This window comes from Aeromonas sp. 62-46, assembly GCF_001898585.1.
GTDB lineage: Bacteria > Pseudomonadota > Gammaproteobacteria > Enterobacterales > Aeromonadaceae > Aeromonas > Aeromonas caviae.
This window is the reverse complement of sequence record NZ_MKUI01000023.1, coordinates 126,910-142,390: the sequence shown is the minus strand read 5'-3', so window position 1 is coordinate 142,390 and position 15,481 is coordinate 126,910. Positions and strand designations below refer to the sequence as shown.

Below are 15,481 nucleotides of genomic sequence, written 5' to 3'. Positions count from 1 at the left end.
ATGAAAAAGCTAGCTATTGGTGTCATCGCTGTGGCCGCCATGGTCTGCTTCTCTTCCATCTTCATCGTCGATGAAGGACAGAAGGGGATCGTGGTGCAGTTTGGCAAGGTGAAACGGGTCGACTCCGGTGAACCGCGCCTGTACGAGCCGGGTCTGCACTTCAAGGTGCCGCTCATCGACCAGGTACGCAAGATGGATGCCCGCATCCAGACTCTGGAAGGCCAGGCGGATCGCTTCGTTACGTCCGAGAAGAAGGACCTCATCATCGACTCCTACGTGAAGTGGAAGATCGAGGACTTCTCCAAGTACTACCTGGCGACCGGTGGTGGCAACAAGATCCAGGCTGAAGACCTGCTCAAGCGCAAGATCAACAACGGCCTGCGTTCCGAGATCGGTAACCGCACCATCAAGGACATCGTCTCCGGCGAGCGCAGTACCGTGATGGAAGATGCCCTGATGAAGATGGCGCGCTCCTCCGAGCTCGGCATCAAGGTGGTGGATGTGCGCATCAAGCAGATCAACCTGCCGGTGGAAGTTTCCAGTTCCATCTATCAGCGGATGCGTGCCGAGCGGACCGCGGTTGCCCGTGAACACCGTTCACAGGGCCGCGAGCAGGCCGAGATCCTGCGTGCCGACATCGACCGCAAGGTGACCGTGATGATCGCCGACGCCGAGAGTAATGCCCGTCAACTGCGTGGTGAAGGGGATGCCGAAGCCGCCAGGATCTATGCCGACAGCTACAAGAAGGACCCGGAGTTCTTCAGTTTCGTGCGCAGCATGGAGGCCTATCGCAAGAGCTTCGCCGGTGGCAACGACCTCATGGTCCTGAAACCGGACAGCGAGTTCTTCCGCTACCTCAAGTCGCCGCACGGCAACAAGCAGTAAACATGTGTTGATATGACCCAAGGGCCTGATGATTCAGGCCCTTTTGTTTGCCGGTCACAGACCGGCAGGGGAACAGGGATAGGGAGAGGTGATGCTGACATCCATGTTGATGGGGCTGGGGTTGCTGCTGCTCTTCGAAGGATTGGGGCCCTTGCTCGCTCCCAGGGCATGGCAGCAGATGCTGCGCCTGCTCGGGGAGTTGCCGCCGGAACAGCTGCGCCGCATCGGCGGCTGTCTGGTGGTGGCAGGTGGTGTCATCTTGTGGGCGTTGGCCCGTTAGAGCCTGTGTTGATACGACAGTGGCACGGGGAATTCGGACAATAAAAAAGAGGCCCTCTGGCCTCTTTTTTATTGTCCGCCGGCTGGCATCAGGCGCTGCGCTGCACCGCCATGTGGGCCAGGGTCTCCAGCGCTTGCTTGTGCCGGGAGTCCGGCAAGATGGCGAGGGCGGCGATGGCCTTGTCAGCCTCTTCCCGAGCCCGCTGGCGGGAGTATTCGAGAGCTCCGGTGCGATCCAGGATGCCCAGAATACGCTCCAGGTGATCCATACCGTTGCGGTGCTCTATGGCATCGCGCACCAGTTGACGCTCTTCCGGGGTACCCACTTCCATGGCACGCAACAGCGGCAGGGTCGGCTTGCCTTCGGCCAGATCGTCACCCACGTTCTTGCCCATCTCCTCGCTCTGGGAGCAGTAGTCCATCACGTCGTCGATGATCTGGAACGCGGTACCCAGGTACTTGCCGTAGTCGGTCATGGCCTGCTCGACGGGCTCGGGCTGATGGGTCAGCACGGCGGCGAGTCGGGTCGCGGCTTCAAACAGCTTGGCGGTCTTGCAGTAGATGACCGTCATGTAGCTCTCTTCCGTGGTATCCGGATCGTTGCAGTTCATCAGCTGCAGCACTTCTCCTTCGGCGATGGTGTTGGTGGCATCGGAGAGGATCTCCATCACCTTCAGGTTGGAGAGTTCGCTCATCATCTGGAAGGAGCGGCTATAGAGGTAGTCACCCACCAGAACGCTGGCGGCGTTGCCAAACAGGGCGTTGGCGGTTTCCCGGCCGCGGCGCAGGTCGGATTCGTCGACCACGTCGTCGTGCAGCAGGGTGGAGGTGTGAATGAACTCGATGATGGCGGCCAGTTTCAGGTGATCTTCACCCTCATAGCCCAGTGCGCGTGCGGCCATCACGGTCAGCATGGGGCGCATCCGTTTTCCGCCCGCACTGACAATATAGAAACCCAGCTGGTTGATCAGGCTGACATCGGACTGGAGTCTCGCCAGGATCAGTTCATTGACCGCCGTCATGTCGGCGGCACAGAGCGCACGGATAGTCTGTTGGTCCATAAGTCTCGTAACGTGACGGCAGCATTTACTGCGTTTTTAGCAATGGCGGGGATTCTACACGATTTCACAATGGGTTACAGTTAGGCGTTTATTCACGGGGGCAGATATGCGCACAAAATAAACTTTTTGCTAAATTGGCCTTGCCTCGGCAAATCGTTCTGCGTAGAATGCCCGCCCATTGTTATAGGTTTTTGTGCGTGTCTGGCCTTGAGCAAAAGACACGCCTTTACGGAGTTAATCAAATGTACGCGGTATTCCAAAGCGGCGGAAAACAACACCGTGTGGCCGAAGGTCAAATCGTTCGTCTGGAAAAGCTGAACGTTGAGACTGGCGCTACCATCGACTTCAACGAAGTGCTGATGGTTGCTGCAGGCGACACTTTCAAAGTAGGTGCTCCTTTCGTTGAAGGTGGCAAGGTTGTGGCTGAAGTTGTGGCTCACGGCCGTGGCGAGAAAGTGACTATCGTCAAGTTCCGTCGTCGTAAGCACCACCGTAAGCAAGCGGGCCACCGTCAGTGGTTCACTGAAGTCAAAATCACTGGCATCAGCGCTTAATTAGAGGAGTCCGATAGATGGCACACAAAAAAGCTGGCGGTTCATCCCGCAACGGTCGCGATTCTGAAGCTAAACGCCTGGGCGTGAAGCGTTTCGGCGGCGAAACAGTTCTGGCTGGCAGCATCATCGTTCGTCAGCGCGGCACCAAGTTCCACGCTGGTGAGAACGTTGGTCTGGGCAAGGACCACACTCTGTTCGCTACCGCGAACGGTAAAGTGCAGTTCGAAGTTAAAGGTCCGCAGAATCGTAAGTACGTCAGCATCGTTGCTGAGTAATTACGGACCGCAAGGATCCGAAGCCCCGCCAACCTGGCGGGGCTTTTGTTTTTCTGATGAGTTTGACGAAAAAACGGCACGCGGATGAGCCGGCGCTGACAGCCCTCATCGGCCAGATGCGCCTCGCCCGAAGGGGCCCGTATCACTATAATTGCGTATCGGTTTTTCGAATTAAGGTGACGGTTACCTATGAAGTTTGTTGATGAAGTCCAGATTCGAGTCGATGCCGGTGACGGTGGTAACGGTTGTGTGAGCTTCCGCCGCGAGAAGTACATCCCGAACGGCGGCCCGGACGGCGGTGACGGCGGTGATGGTGGCGACGTGTATCTGGTGGCCGATGAAAACCTGAACACCCTGATCGACTACCGTTTCGAGCGCTTCCACGCCGCCGAGCGTGGCGAGAACGGCCAGAGTGCCAACTGTACCGGTCGTCGCGGCAAGGACAAGATCCTGCGAGTACCGGTCGGCACCCGCGCCACCGATGAAGACACCGGCGAACTGCTGGGAGATTTGACCAGTCACGATCAGAAGCTGCTGGTTGCCAAGGGCGGCTTCCACGGCCTTGGCAACACCCGCTTCAAGAGCTCGGTCAACCGGGCGCCGCGCCAGAAGAGCAACGGCACCCCGGGTGAAGTGCGTACCCTGAGGCTGGAGCTGCTGCTGCTGGCGGATGTCGGCATGCTGGGTCTGCCCAACACAGGCAAGTCCACCTTCATTCGCGCCGTTTCTGCGGCCCGTCCGAAAGTGGCAGACTACCCCTTCACCACCCTGGTACCGAACCTGGGCGTGGTGCGTGGCGAGAACTCCCGCTCCTTCGTCATTGCCGACATTCCCGGCCTCATCGAAGGGGCTGCCGAGGGGGCAGGCCTGGGGATCCGCTTCCTCAAGCACCTGGAGCGTTGCCGCGTCCTGATCCACCTGGTGGATATCTGCCCGGTGGATGGCTCCGATCCTGCCGAGAACGCCGTGACCATCGTCCGGGAGCTGGAAAAATACAGCCCCGAGCTTGCGGGCAAGCCGCGCTGGCTGGTGTTCAACAAGATGGACCTGATCCTGGAAGAAGAGGCTCAGGAAGTGATGGACAGAGTCAAGGCAGCCCTCAACCACGAAGGTCCGGTCTACGCCATCACCGCCATCAGCAAGGAAGGCACCAAGAAGGTGTGCTACGACATCCTGGATCTGCTGGACACCATGCCCCGTCAGCTGGCGGAAGATGCCAGAGACGCCATCGAGAAGGTGGAGTTCAAGTGGGACGACTATCACAAGAACCAGCTTGCCAAGGCGGAAGCCGATGCCCTGGCGGCGTCCAAGGCCTTCGATGATGGCTTGGACGATGACGACTGGGACGATGAGGACGACGACGGCGTCGAAGTCATTTACGTTCGCGATTGAGCATCATGTTCGTGACAAGACCGGAGCCAGACAGGCTCCGGTTTTTTTATGGGAGGATCGACGGGGTCACCCTATAGATATATTTTTCATGTCTCTTATTGCCTGACAGTGGCTGCGGATTATACTGCGCACCTGAATGTAACCTGTATGAAACATTATGCTAACCATTCAAATTGAATCGATATGCATGACTGTTTTGGTTTGTTCTTATGGATGGTTCGCCTGATAAAATATTTATGCTTGAAATGATCAATTAACGGCTTGTTTGTGCAGTTTTTTGGGTTATTCTTGCGCCCGTTTTCCGGGCGAGGGCATGAGTATGCAGGCGGCCCGGCTGAAGGAAAAGTCACATTTAAGGCTGTTTATATGTTGGAAAAGACCCTGGAAGCACCGGCAATCCGTACTCGCCGCAACGTGCTGATGTTTTTGATCCCGTCACTGATCGGGATCCTGCTGTTCATGACCCCGGTCATCTATGACGGCAATGTCACCATTCCCGTCGCCGTGTTGGCGAAGCTGGTTCAAACGGTGTTTGCCGATCATCTGGTGGCCATGGTCAGCGCCATCATCACCACCACCATGCTGATGACCCTGATCGCCTGGCTGTTCAAACCGGCGATCCTGGTAAAACGGCCCTTCCTCAACAGCCTGTTCAACGTCTCCCCCTTCTGGGCGTGCGTGCGGGTGCTGGGCGGGGTCTTCGTGCTGTTGACCTTCTTTGAAGCCGGTCCCGAGGTGCTGCGCTCAGGGGCGACCGGCGGCCTGGTGCTGCATGATCTGTTGCCGGTACTGTTCTCCGTCTTCATCTTTGCGGGCCTGCTGCTGCCCTTGCTGCTGGATTTTGGTCTGCTGGAGTTTGTCGGTACCATGATGACCCGGATCATGCGTCCGGTGTTCCGTCTGCCGGGTCGTTCTGCGGTGGACTGCTTCGCCTCCTGGCTCGGTGATGGCAGCGTCGGGATCCTGCTGACCAGCAAGCAGTATGAAGGCAAGTTCTACACCCAGCGGGAAGCGGCCGTCATCGGTACCACCTTCTCCGCCGTCTCCATCACCTTCTGTCTGGTGGTGATCTCCCAGGTGAAGCTGGAGCACATGTTCGTCCCCTTCTACCTGACCGTCTGCCTGGCCGGTGTGGTGGCCGCCATCGTGGTACCGCGCCTGCCGCCGCTCTCCTGGAAGAAGGATGTCTACAGCGACGGTACTCCCCTGTGCCGCAAGCAGGAGGCCATCCCCCATCAGCACAGCGTACTGAGCTACGGCTACCATCGTGCCCTGACCAAGGCCGACAGCATGACGGATCTCGGCGCCGTGGCGCGTGAAGGGGTGAAAAACGCCCTGGACATGGTATTTGGCGTGCTGCCGGTGGTGATGGCCGTCGGGACCTGTGCCCTGATGCTGGCGGAGCACACCCCGGTGTTCAACTGGCTGGGGGCGCCCTTCGTGCCTTTGCTCGAGCTGCTGCAACTGCCGGAGGCGGAAGCCGCTTCCAAGACCATCATGGTGGGCTTCGCCGACATGTTCATCCCGGCGGTGCTGGCCTCCACTATCGAGAGCGACATCACCCGCTTCGTGATCGCCGCCATGTCGGTCACCCAGCTCATCTACATGTCGGAAGTGGGCGCTCTGTTGCTGGGCAGCAAGATCCCGGTCAAGTTGTGGGAGCTGTTCGTCATCTTCCTGCTGCGCACCCTGGTCACCCTGCCGGTGATTGCCGGTGTGGCGCACCTGCTGTTCTAAGGGGCGAAGTGGAACGAAAAACGGTCAACCCGGGTTGACCGTTTTTTTATGGGCGAGTGCCGGCGGAAGGTCAGTGTGATCCTGCCAGCAGGGCCTGACATTCGAGCTCGTCCAGCTGCTCGGGGGCGAGGAAGCGTCTGGCGTAGTCCCGCCAGATGCCGCTCTCGATGAAGAGGGCAAACAGGGCCGGGTCTATGTGCTGTTCCTGCACCATCTTCACCATGATGGTCAGGGACTGGGAGACCGTTTTGCCAGACTTGTAGGGGCGATCGCTCGCCGTCAGCGCCTCGAAGATGTCCGCAATGGCCATGATGCGGGCTGGAATGCTCATCTGCCCCCCTTGCAACTGGCGCGGATAGCCCGTGCCGTCCATCCGCTCGTGATGGCCCCCCGCAATCTCCGGCACCTTGCGCAAATGGCGGGGGAAAGGAAGCTTCTCCAGCATGCGTATGGTCTGGATGATGTGATCGTTGATCTTGTAGCGCTCCTCTTCGGTGAGGGTGCCGCGGCCGATGGCGAGGTTGTAGCGCTCCCCCCGGTTGTAGAGGTGGGTGGGCACCCGCACCTTGAAGCCCCATGGGTTGTGTCGGGCGAGATTGTCGTGCTCGGGGCGAGGGATGAGATGGACCGCCTTGTCGGCGAGCAGCGACTCGCGGCAGGGGAGGGGAGAGGGTGCCTCCTGGTGGCGCTTGCGCTCCTCCTGACTGATGCCGAGCCGATCGTCCAGAGTGCGCAACCAGGTGCGGCTGGCAATGGCATCCAGCCTGGCGAGCTTCTCCGGCGCCATCCACTCGCCCCCCAGATTGCACTCGGCCACGAAGGCGAACTCCTGATCCAGGGTGTGCCAGAGGGGGGTTACAGCCTCGAGGGCGGCCTGCTGCCCGGATGGGGGCAGCAGGCCGCAGAGCGCCTCGATGTGGGCATCCCGCTTGAGCACCTCGAAGCGGGTGCGGATCTCGTGGATCCTGTCGTAGATGGTCTCGAGCTTGGTCGCCTTGTCCACCACGAACTCCGGGGTAGTGACCTTGCCGCAGTCGTGCAGCCAGCTCGCGATATGGATGGCCTCCCACTCCTCTTCGTTGAGCCGGAAATCGGCAAAGGGCCCCGTCTGCTGTGAGCAGGCAGCCTGGGTCAGCATCCTGGCCAGTTCCGGCACCCGCTGGCAGTGGCCGCCGGTGTAGGGGCTCTTGGCATCGATGGCACCGGCGATGAGCTCGATGAAGGCTTCCAGCAGTTGCTTCTGCTCCTCCAGCAGGCGCTGGTTTTCGATGGCGGAGGAGGAGGTGCCCGCCAGTGCCTCGATGAGGCTGATGCGCGAGGCCAGTTCGCGGGCCGAGCAGTCTGGCAGGATCAGCAGCAGGCAGCCGATCAGCTCCTGACGGTGGTTGTGAAGGGGCTCGACCAGCAGTTGGCAGGCACCGGGGAAGGGGCCCCAGTCGGTGAGGTAGCGGGCCCACTGTGCCTCGTCGAGGGGCAGGCAGAGGCGCTCCGTGTGGTAGAGACCGCCGAGCAGCGCCGCCTGCCACTGTACCTGTTCGCACGCCAGCGGCTGCCCCTGCCAGATGGCGTGAACGGCCTGCATCTCGCTCTCCTGGGCCAGGAAGAGGCAGCCGCCCTCGGCCTGGGCAGCCGCCACCGTCTCGTGCAGGATGCGGCTGAGCAATGAATCGAAGCGATGCTCTGCCGCCAGCGCCCGGCCCATGTTCATGAAATTGCCGAGGGTCAGGCGCATGCTGGACATGGCGCGGGCGAGGTCGTCAATTTCGCGGATCGCCGAATCCGGCCCCGGGCTTTCGCCAAAGTCGAAGTGCTGGATCCGCTCAGCCTCCCCGGTCAATACCAGCAAAGGGGCGGCAGTGCGCCGGGCTGCCAGCCAGATGACGGGTAGCAGGAGCAGCAGACCGGCAAGGGCCCAGGCGAGATTGTGCAGCGCATCCTGGCGCGCCGGGGCGGTGAGCACCTCGGTGGGCACCAGGAGGGCGAGATAAAACGGGGATTCTTCCCCGAGGGAGGAGAGGTTGACCAGCCACTCATGACCCTGAACCGTTGCCAGGGTCAGCTCGGCGGGGTGATGCAGCAGGGCAGGCCGCGCAGCCATCTCCTGTTGCAGCCTGGAGAGAATGGGGTGATTGAGGGCCGACAGCATGGGCAGGCGGCTCAGTTGCTCGAAGCTTGGAAGGCGCTCGGGATCCGTGGCCAGCAGGGTCCCGACCTCGTCAAACAGCACCAGCTGGCTGTGACCGGGCAGGGGCAACTCGCCGATGAGGGAAGAGAGCCCCTCCACGCCCGCATCGAGCCCGATCACCGCCCGGCGATCGTCGCTCTCCACCGCCAGTGTCATGCCTGGCTCCCGGGTAGTGAAGAAGAGGTAGGGGTGGGTCACTATGATGCCCGTGCTCCAGCGCGCCTCCTTGTACCAGCCCCGATCTCGCGGATCGAAACGGTAGTCCGGCATGGGGCGCCGCTCCAGCAGCCGCAGCCGCTGGTCGAAATAGAGGAACTCTCCCTGTCCCTGATGCAGGCTCTGGACCAGCAGGCGGCTCTCGGGCGCAGGCGCCTCCAGCGCCCCTCTCGCCCGTTCGGTCAGCTTGCGTACCAGAAAGAAATCGCCGTCCTCGTAACCGGCATAGATGGCGCCGTAACTGGTACTGTTGGCCAGTACTTCCGCCAGCTGGGGCAGGAAGGCGAGCCGCGTCTCGAGGTCTGTCATGGCGGACAGCTGGCCGCTGCGCAGCAGATTCAGGGACATGCGGGCCGGTCGCTGGTTCAGCTTGATGGCGAGGGCAAGCTGCTCCCGGTATTGCTGGAAGCTCTGACGTTCGTGCTCCAGCCCCTGCTGCATGCCCTGCTGGAACTGCAGCACGATGAGGGCGCCCCCAGCAAGGAGAAGAGCAGGATGAAAAGGGTGGCAATGTGTACGTAAAAGGGTCTGCGACTGAGACTTGCGTTTGTCATGGACGGATCCTTGTCCCCTGGCGATCGCCGTATTGGTCACCTAACAGTGTGCTTGCTGGATGACAAAAAGCCTAGGACTCGATCTTGCGCTCTTCGGCCCGAAATCAACAGTCGGCCTCCGGGCTGCCCCCTTGCTCTGTGGTGAGATGATTCGTCCAGATATCTCGTGCTACATTGCTCCCCTGATAAACGCCCTGTGAACCAATGGAGTGTCCCATGTCTGTCGTCCCCTATTCCGTGCTGGATCTGGTGCCCGTTCCCGAAGGTGGTCTGCCGGCCGAGTCGTTTCGCCACTCGCTGGATCTGGCTCGCCATGCGGAGCGCTGGGGTTACCACCGCTACTGGCTGGCGGAGCACCACAACATGCCGGGCATTGCCAGCGCCGCCACAGCGGTGCTGATTGGCCACCTGGCCGGGGGCACCACGACGTTGCGGCTCGGAGCTGGCGGCATCATGTTGCCGAACCACTCCCCCCTGGTCATTGCGGAGCAGTTCGGCACGCTGAGTTCCCTCTATCCGGATCGCATCGATCTCGGCCTGGGCCGCGCCCCTGGCAGCGATCAGCGCACCATGCAGGCGCTGCGCCGCCAGCGCAGCGGCGAGGTGGATGACTTCCCGGCGGATGTACGCGAACTGTTGAGTTATTTCGGCGACGAGGTCGGTGCCGTGCAGGCGGTGCCGGGTCAGGGACTCCATGTGCCCATCTGGCTGCTGGGCTCCAGCCTCTACAGTGCCCAACTGGCTGCGGCCATGGGGTTGCCGTTCGGCTTTGCTTCCCACTTCGCTCCCGCCATGTTGCTGCAGGCGCTGGAGATCTACCGCACCCAATACCGCCCCTCTGCCCGCTGGCCCAAACCCCATGCGGTGGTGTGCGTGAATCTGATCGCCGCCGACACCGACCGTGAGGCCCGCTTCCTGTTCACCACCCTGCAGCAGCAGTTCCTGCGTCTCTACCGGGGGGATGCCGGCAAGCTGCCACTGCCGGTGCAGACGCTGGGGGATGAGTGGTCTCCCCGCGAATTGATGGCGATGGAGCAGACCCTGGCTCGCTCCCTGGTGGGGGAGCCGGATCGGGTACGCCACGGCCTCAAGGCTCTGCTGGCAGAGACCGGAGCGGACGAGCTGATGTTCAACGGCCCCATCGTCGATCATCAGGCGCGCCTGCGCTCCTTCGAGATTGGTGCCGAGCTGATGCAGGGGTTGTAACCCCCGCGACGCCTGGCCGCCAGCGGCACGCCAAGCCTGGCTGCCCGGGGCGCAAAAGCCACGATTGCGTGGTAGTAACTTTATGATTTTTAAAGGAAGTCAGGTGAGTGTCGGCCATCTGTCGTGTCGCCTCTCATCCCCTTCCCCTATGCTGGCCCTGTCAATCACCACAAGGAGCGCAAGATGATCGTCAGGAAGTTGAGATTGCAACGGGGATGGTCCCAAGAACAGCTGGCGACCCTCACTGGCCTGAGCGTTCGCACCATTCAGCGAATAGAGCAGGGCCAGCAACCCGGACTGGAATCCCTCAAGGCCCTGGCCGCCGTCTTCGAGCTCGATGTGACCCAACTGCAGGAGAGCGAGATGAAAGGGAATGAGGGCGAAGGTCGGGGACGCGTGCAGGTGGCGCGGGATGAGCGGGAGGCGATGAAGTTCGTGGAGGGGCTCAGGGGCTTCTACGGCCACCTCATGAGCTATGTGCTGGTGATAGGGGGGCTGTTCATCATCAACTACCTGAGCAACCCGGATTATATCTGGGCCTGGTGGCCCATGCTGGGCTGGGGGTTGGGGCTGGCTTCTCACGCCATCAACCTGTTCCAGCCCTTCAAGCTGTTTGGCCCGGAATGGGAGCGGCGTCAGGTCGAGAAACGGCTGGGGCGCAGGCTCTGATCCGCTCATCATGAAAAAACGGGCCCGGCATTGCCGGGCCCGTTCTGTTTTCAGCTCCATTTGGTGGTGGAGGGCATTGCTATCCTCTCAACGGCGGATCATTTCCTTGTTCCGCAGAGAGCCGCTCTACTTGGCATAGGCCGGGCAGGGGGTGGCGATCAGGGCGTCGTCCTCGTAGCGCCACAGGGTGAGGCTGTTGCCCCAGACACACCCGGTGTCGAGTCCCTTGATATCTGATTTGCCGGTGTTGCCCATCAGGGCCGCCCAGTGGCCGAAGACCAGGATGGGGTCATCCACATGGTGCTCGCGCTGCTCGAACCAGGGGCGCAGGCCCGGGGTCGATTCGGTGGGGCCCTTCTTGCATTTGAAGTCGAGGCGCCCGTCGAAGTAGCAAAAGCGCATCCGGGTGAAGCTGTTGATGATGTAGCGGTAACGCTCTATGCCCAGCAGGTTGTCGTTCCAGCTGTCGGGCTGATCGCCATACATGTTGTGCAGCAGCCAGCTGTACTGATCCCCGCGCAGCAGGCTCTCCACCTCCCGGGCGCAACTGCGGGCGGTGTGGGCGTCCCAGGCGGGGGAGAGGCCCGCATGCACCATCATGATGGGCAGGTCGGGGTGTTCTGCCAGCAGGGGACGGTGACGCAGCCACTCCAGCAGCTCGTCCCGATCCGGCGCCTCCATCAGCGCCTGCAGCTTGTCTTTCTTCTTGAGCGGGGCGACCCCGTGGGCTACCGCCAGCAGATGCAGGTCGTGGTTGCCGAGCACGGTGACGGCCTGCTGCCCCAGTGATTTGACGAAACGCAGGGTGTTGAGGGAGTCCGGCCCCCGGGCGACGAGATCGCCGCACAGCCAGAGCGTGTCGTTATCGAAGTCGAACTCGGCAAGATCCAGCAGACGGCGCAAATCGTCGTAGCAGCCCTGGATATCACCGACGAAACAGTTCGCCATGAAACCTCAGTTGATTATGTTGGGGACGGCCAGCGTGAAGGGGGCGATGGGGGCTTCGAATTGTTGCCCCGATTCATCCTGCAGGATGTAGCTGCCTTCCATCACGCCAAGCGGTGTGGCGAGGGGAACGCCACTCTGGTAGGAAAAGGTCTCGCCGGGGGCGATAAGGGGTTGTTCACCGACCACGCCGGGACCTTCCACTTCCAGCATCTTGCCATTGGCATCCGTAATGAGCCAGCGTCGATGCAGCAGTTGCACCGTGCCCGGACCCAGGTTCTCAATCTCGATGCGATAGAGAAAATGGTAGGGATCTGCGGTTCCCGCCACATAGCTGGGGTGGGGGCGGACCACTATCCGGGCTTGGGTCATGGGATCAGGCCTGTTGCTGGTCGGCCAGCCAGTTGGCGATCGTGACGAACTGCTCGAGGGAGAGATTCTCCGGGCGCAGGTTGCCATCGATGCCAAGCTCGGTCAGCTGGGCGTCGGTGATGAAGTTGGAGAAGCTGTTGCGAATGGTCTTGCGACGCTGGCCGAAGCCTTCGGTGCAGACCCGGTTCAGGCAACGAATGTCTTTGGCGACGATAGTCGGGTTCTTGTGCGGGATCAGACGCACCACGGCGGAATCCACCTTCGGCGCCGGCTTGAAGGCGCCCGGGCCCACTTCCAGCACCGGCACTACCTGACAGTAGTACTGGGTCATCACGCTCAGACGGCCATAGGCCTTGCTGCCCGGGCCGGCGGCCAGACGCAGCACCACTTCCTTTTGCAGCATGAAGTGCATGTCCTCCACCCGGTCGGCAAATTCGCACAGGTGGAAGATGAGGGGGGTGGAGATGTTGTAGGGCAGGTTGCCGAAGATGCGCAGTGGCCCCTTGCCTTCCCCCATCAGGGTGCTGAAGTCAAAGCGCATGGCATCGGCTTCGATGACGGTCAGCTTCTCTTTCAGGGTGGGGTGTTCGCGCAGACGTGCCGCCAGATCACGGTCCAGCTCGACCACGGTCATCTTGTCCATCTGGGCGGCGACCGGCTCGGTGAGCGCAGCCAGACCCGGGCCGATCTCCACCAGATTCTGACCCGGTTGCGGGTTGATGGCGGCCACTATCTGGTCGATCACATACCGGTCGTGCAAGAAGTTCTGACCGAAACGCTTACGGGCCGTGTGGCCCATGTGCACCTTACTGCTCATATCTTTTTTTCTCTACCATCTGGATGGCGTGGTTGATCGCGGTGGTGAGGCTGCCGGGGTCTGCCAGGTTCTTGCCTGCCAGATCCAGCGCTGTGCCGTGGTCCACCGAGGTACGGATGAAGGGAAGTCCGAGGGTGATGTTGACCGAGTTGCCAAAGCCCTTGTACTTGAGCACGGGCAGCCCCTGATCGTGGTACATGGCGAGTACCGCATCCGCATCCTTGAGGTATTTGTCCTGGAACAGGGTATCGGCCGGCAGCGGGCCGACCAGATCGATCCCTTCCTGGCGCAGGGCGGCCAGGGCGGGTTCGATGACATCGATCTCTTCACGGCCCAGATGACCCCCTTCCCCGGCATGGGGATTGAGGCCGCAGACATAGATCCTGGGGTGTTCGATGCCGAACTTGCGCTTGAGATCCGCATCCAGGATGCGGATCACCTTGCCAAGGCGATCCTCGGTGATGGCCTTGGCCACATAGGCAAGGGGAATATGGGTGGTCGCGAGGGCCACTCTCAGTCCTTCGGTGGCCAGCAGCATCACCACATCGGCGGTGTCGGACTGCTGGGCGAAGAACTCGGTGTGACCGCTGAACGAGACGCCCGCCTGGTTGATGATCCCCTTGTGCACCGGCCCGGTCACCACGGCGGCAAATTCGCCGCTCAGGTTGCCGTCGCAGGCGCGCTGCAAGGTGGCCAGCACATAGGCGCCGTTGCCCTCATCCAGCTTGCCTGGCACCACGGGGGCGCCGAGCGGCACGGGGCAGACGGTCAGAGTCCCCGCCCGCTGCGGACGGGTGGGGGCGCTTTCGTCATAGGGTTCAAGCTCGACGGGCAGCCCCAGCAGGGCGGCCCGTTCGCGCAACAGGGCGGGATCGGCGATCACCACCAGCTGGTGGGGCCAATCCTGCTGGGCAATCTGCAGTACCAGATCCGGGCCTATGCCAGCCGGTTCACCCGGGGTGATGGCAAGCCGGTGGCAGCTCAGCTGTGCCTCGGCGTGCCCTGGATGCGCCTTGTTCATCTGCTTGTCGCCCATCAATTGGGTTCGATCTGGATGTAGGCTTCGTCGCGCAGCTCATCCAGCCAGGCCTGGGACTCTTCGGCGAAGCGGCGGTTGAAGATGAGCTGGTAGGCGCGTTGCTCCTGGGCCTTACCGGTGGCGTCCTGGCTGCGGCGATCCTCGAGCTGCACGATGTGCCAGCCGTGGCTGGTGCGGAAGGGTTCGCTGATCTGGCCCGGTTGCAGGCGACCCAGCATGTCGCGGAATTCCGGTACATAGACGTTGGGATCAGACCAGCCCAGCTCGCCACCCTGCACCGCAGAGCCCGGATCCTCGGAGTATTTCTCTGCCATGCTGGCAAAGCTGGCCTTGCCGCTCTTGATGTCGTGCAGGATGCCGTCCAGGGTGCCCTTGGCCTTCTCCTCGCTCAGGATGATGGAGGGCTTGATCAGGATGTGGCGCGCCTTGACCTCGGTCTGCATGACCTGTTGCTGGCCCTTGGTGTCGAAGATCTTGATGATGTGCAGACCGGCGCCGGAGCGCAGCGGGCCGACGATGTCACCCTTGCCGGCCCCTTGCACGGCTTCCGCCATCAGGGTGGGCATCTCCTGCGGGCTCAACCAGCCCCAGTCACCCCCTTCCAGCGCCTTGGGACCGTTACTCTCGGCAATGGCCAGCTTGCGGAAGTCTGCCCCCTCTTTCAGGGACGTCAGAATGCGCTCGATCTTGGCCTTGGCAGCGTTGAGCTGCTCGGCATTCGGGTTGTCCGGCAGCGCGACCTGGATATGGCCGATATGATATGACGTCTGCTGCTGGCCCTGTTTGCTCAGGGCCTCGACCACCTGCTTAACCTCCTGATCGGAGATGTTGATGCGACGGCGGACCTGGCTGCGGCGCACCTCGTTCATCAGGATTTCGCGGCGCACCTCCTCACGGTACTGGGCGTAGGTCAGGCCTTCCCGCTCCAGCTGGGCGCGCAGTTGCTCCAGGTTCATCTTGTTGTCGGCGGCGATGCTCTGAATGGCCTGTTCCAGCTGGGTGTCACTGATCTTGAGCCCCTGGCGCTCCGCCAGTTGCAGTTGCAGGCTCTCCTGGATCAGGCGATCCAGCGCCTGCTTGCGCAGGGTGACGTCATCGGGCAGGGACTGGCCGCTCTCCTGGGCAGAGGCCTTGACCTTTTGCACCAGGGCCTCCTGCTGACTGGCCAGCACCACATCCTTGTTGACCACGGCCAGCACCTTGTCCATCAGCTCGGGGGCGGCGAGGGCACCCTGGCTCATGACTCCGAACAGGCCTGCGGTCAGCAGGGAAATCAACGTCTTCTTCATATCCAT

14 protein-coding genes and 1 pseudogene are annotated in these 15,481 nt (G+C 61.6%); 8 read left to right on the top strand and 7 right to left on the bottom strand.

Annotation, left to right across the window (positions count from 1 at the left end; translation table 11 throughout):
• Entirely contained in the window at window positions 1-885 is an 885-nt protein-coding gene (gene hflC, locus BGO64_RS08965; RefSeq protein WP_010673196.1) for a protease modulator HflC, read from the top strand.
• Between the two features lie 91 nt (window positions 886-976).
• Complete coding sequence (locus BGO64_RS08960; RefSeq protein ID WP_010673197.1) at window positions 977-1,165, top strand: DUF2065 domain-containing protein; 189 nt, start codon at window positions 977-979, stop codon at window positions 1,163-1,165.
• A gap of 88 nt (window positions 1,166-1,253) precedes the next feature.
• Here the strand turns inward: BGO64_RS08960 and ispB are convergent, their stop codons facing one another.
• Window positions 1,254-2,225: an octaprenyl diphosphate synthase gene (ispB, locus tag BGO64_RS08955; RefSeq protein ID WP_010673198.1), complete on the bottom strand. Its 972-nt coding sequence runs from the start codon at window positions 2,223-2,225 to the stop codon at window positions 1,254-1,256.
• Between the two features lie 242 nt (window positions 2,226-2,467).
• Between ispB and rplU the strand changes: the two genes are divergently transcribed.
• The 4 genes from rplU (at window position 2,468) to BGO64_RS08935 (ending at window position 6,183) form a co-directional block, all read left to right on the top strand.
• The gene (gene rplU / locus BGO64_RS08950; RefSeq protein ID WP_005304210.1) at window positions 2,468-2,779 is read left to right on the top strand and encodes a 50S ribosomal protein L21; all 312 of its coding nucleotides are present in this window, start codon (window positions 2,468-2,470) and stop codon (window positions 2,777-2,779) included.
• 17 nt (window positions 2,780-2,796) lie between these two features.
• Window positions 2,797-3,054 carry a 50S ribosomal protein L27 gene (gene rpmA / locus BGO64_RS08945; protein ID WP_010673199.1) on the top strand — a complete coding sequence of 86 codons (258 nt, stop codon included), beginning with the start codon at window positions 2,797-2,799 and terminating at the stop codon, window positions 3,052-3,054.
• Window positions 3,055-3,243: 189 nt separating this feature from the next.
• Window positions 3,244-4,446 carry an Obg family GTPase CgtA gene (gene cgtA, locus BGO64_RS08940; RefSeq protein ID WP_286700523.1) on the top strand — a complete coding sequence of 401 codons (1,203 nt, stop codon included), beginning with the start codon at window positions 3,244-3,246 and terminating at the stop codon, window positions 4,444-4,446.
• A gap of 366 nt (window positions 4,447-4,812) precedes the next feature.
• The gene (locus tag BGO64_RS08935) at window positions 4,813-6,183 is read left to right on the top strand and encodes a YjiH family protein (protein WP_010673201.1); all 1,371 of its coding nucleotides are present in this window, start codon (window positions 4,813-4,815) and stop codon (window positions 6,181-6,183) included.
• Window positions 6,184-6,253: 70 nt separating this feature from the next.
• On the opposite strand, the pseudogene BGO64_RS08930 reads toward BGO64_RS08935, so the two are convergent.
• Window positions 6,254-9,138: pseudogene (locus BGO64_RS08930) on the bottom strand (HD domain-containing phosphohydrolase).
• A gap of 216 nt (window positions 9,139-9,354) precedes the next feature.
• Here BGO64_RS08930 and BGO64_RS08925 point away from each other — a divergent pair.
• The gene (locus BGO64_RS08925) at window positions 9,355-10,344 is read left to right on the top strand and encodes a luciferase-like monooxygenase (protein WP_286700522.1); all 990 of its coding nucleotides are present in this window, start codon (window positions 9,355-9,357) and stop codon (window positions 10,342-10,344) included.
• 183 nt (window positions 10,345-10,527) lie between these two features.
• On the top strand, window positions 10,528-11,013 hold the full coding sequence (locus tag BGO64_RS08920; protein ID WP_286700521.1) for a 2TM domain-containing protein: 486 nt from the start codon (window positions 10,528-10,530) through the stop codon (window positions 11,011-11,013).
• A gap of 126 nt (window positions 11,014-11,139) precedes the next feature.
• On the opposite strand, the gene BGO64_RS08915 is transcribed toward BGO64_RS08920, so the two are convergent.
• Genes BGO64_RS08915 through surA form a run of 5 tightly spaced genes read right to left on the bottom strand, consistent with a single transcriptional unit; the run spans window position 11,140 to window position 15,475 of the window.
• A complete protein-coding gene (locus BGO64_RS08915; protein ID WP_039040022.1) occupies window positions 11,140-11,961 on the bottom strand; it encodes a symmetrical bis(5'-nucleosyl)-tetraphosphatase in 822 nt (273 codons plus the stop codon).
• A 6-nt stretch (window positions 11,962-11,967) separates the two neighbouring features.
• Complete coding sequence (gene apaG / locus BGO64_RS08910) at window positions 11,968-12,330, bottom strand: Co2+/Mg2+ efflux facilitator ApaG/CorD (protein WP_010673206.1); 363 nt, start codon at window positions 12,328-12,330, stop codon at window positions 11,968-11,970.
• 4 nt (window positions 12,331-12,334) lie between these two features.
• A complete protein-coding gene (gene rsmA, locus BGO64_RS08905) occupies window positions 12,335-13,147 on the bottom strand; it encodes a 16S rRNA (adenine(1518)-N(6)/adenine(1519)-N(6))-dimethyltransferase RsmA (RefSeq protein ID WP_010673207.1) in 813 nt (270 codons plus the stop codon).
• Complete coding sequence (gene pdxA / locus BGO64_RS08900) at window positions 13,137-14,132, bottom strand: 4-hydroxythreonine-4-phosphate dehydrogenase PdxA (protein ID WP_183149955.1); 996 nt, start codon at window positions 14,130-14,132, stop codon at window positions 13,137-13,139. The genes rsmA and pdxA overlap by 11 nt, the downstream gene beginning before the upstream one ends.
• Before the next feature lie 50 nt (window positions 14,133-14,182).
• Window positions 14,183-15,475: a peptidylprolyl isomerase SurA gene (gene surA, locus BGO64_RS08895; RefSeq protein WP_134997931.1), complete on the bottom strand. Its 1,293-nt coding sequence runs from the start codon at window positions 15,473-15,475 to the stop codon at window positions 14,183-14,185.
• Window positions 15,476-15,481 lie beyond the last annotated feature (6 nt).

Excerpts from the sequence above, each read along its gene's own strand:
- hflC (WP_010673196.1), top strand. The coding sequence starts at position 1 with ATGAAAAAGCTAGCTATTGGTGTCATCGCTGTGGCCGCCATGGTCTGC.
- BGO64_RS08960 (WP_010673197.1), top strand. The coding sequence starts at position 977 with ATGCTGACATCCATGTTGATGGGGCTGGGGTTGCTGCTGCTCTTCGAA.
- ispB (WP_010673198.1), bottom strand. The coding sequence starts at position 2,225 with ATGGACCAACAGACTATCCGTGCGCTCTGTGCCGCCGACATGACGGCG.
- rplU (WP_005304210.1), top strand. The coding sequence starts at position 2,468 with ATGTACGCGGTATTCCAAAGCGGCGGAAAACAACACCGTGTGGCCGAA.
- rpmA (WP_010673199.1), top strand. The coding sequence starts at position 2,797 with ATGGCACACAAAAAAGCTGGCGGTTCATCCCGCAACGGTCGCGATTCT.
- cgtA (WP_286700523.1), top strand. The coding sequence starts at position 3,244 with ATGAAGTTTGTTGATGAAGTCCAGATTCGAGTCGATGCCGGTGACGGT.
- BGO64_RS08935 (WP_010673201.1), top strand. The coding sequence starts at position 4,813 with ATGTTGGAAAAGACCCTGGAAGCACCGGCAATCCGTACTCGCCGCAAC.
- BGO64_RS08925 (WP_286700522.1), top strand. The coding sequence starts at position 9,355 with ATGTCTGTCGTCCCCTATTCCGTGCTGGATCTGGTGCCCGTTCCCGAA.
- BGO64_RS08920 (WP_286700521.1), top strand. The coding sequence starts at position 10,528 with ATGATCGTCAGGAAGTTGAGATTGCAACGGGGATGGTCCCAAGAACAG.
- BGO64_RS08915 (WP_039040022.1), bottom strand. The coding sequence starts at position 11,961 with ATGGCGAACTGTTTCGTCGGTGATATCCAGGGCTGCTACGACGATTTG.
- apaG (WP_010673206.1), bottom strand. The coding sequence starts at position 12,330 with ATGACCCAAGCCCGGATAGTGGTCCGCCCCCACCCCAGCTATGTGGCG.
- rsmA (WP_010673207.1), bottom strand. The coding sequence starts at position 13,147 with ATGAGCAGTAAGGTGCACATGGGCCACACGGCCCGTAAGCGTTTCGGT.
- surA (WP_134997931.1), bottom strand. The coding sequence starts at position 15,475 with ATGAAGAAGACGTTGATTTCCCTGCTGACCGCAGGCCTGTTCGGAGTC.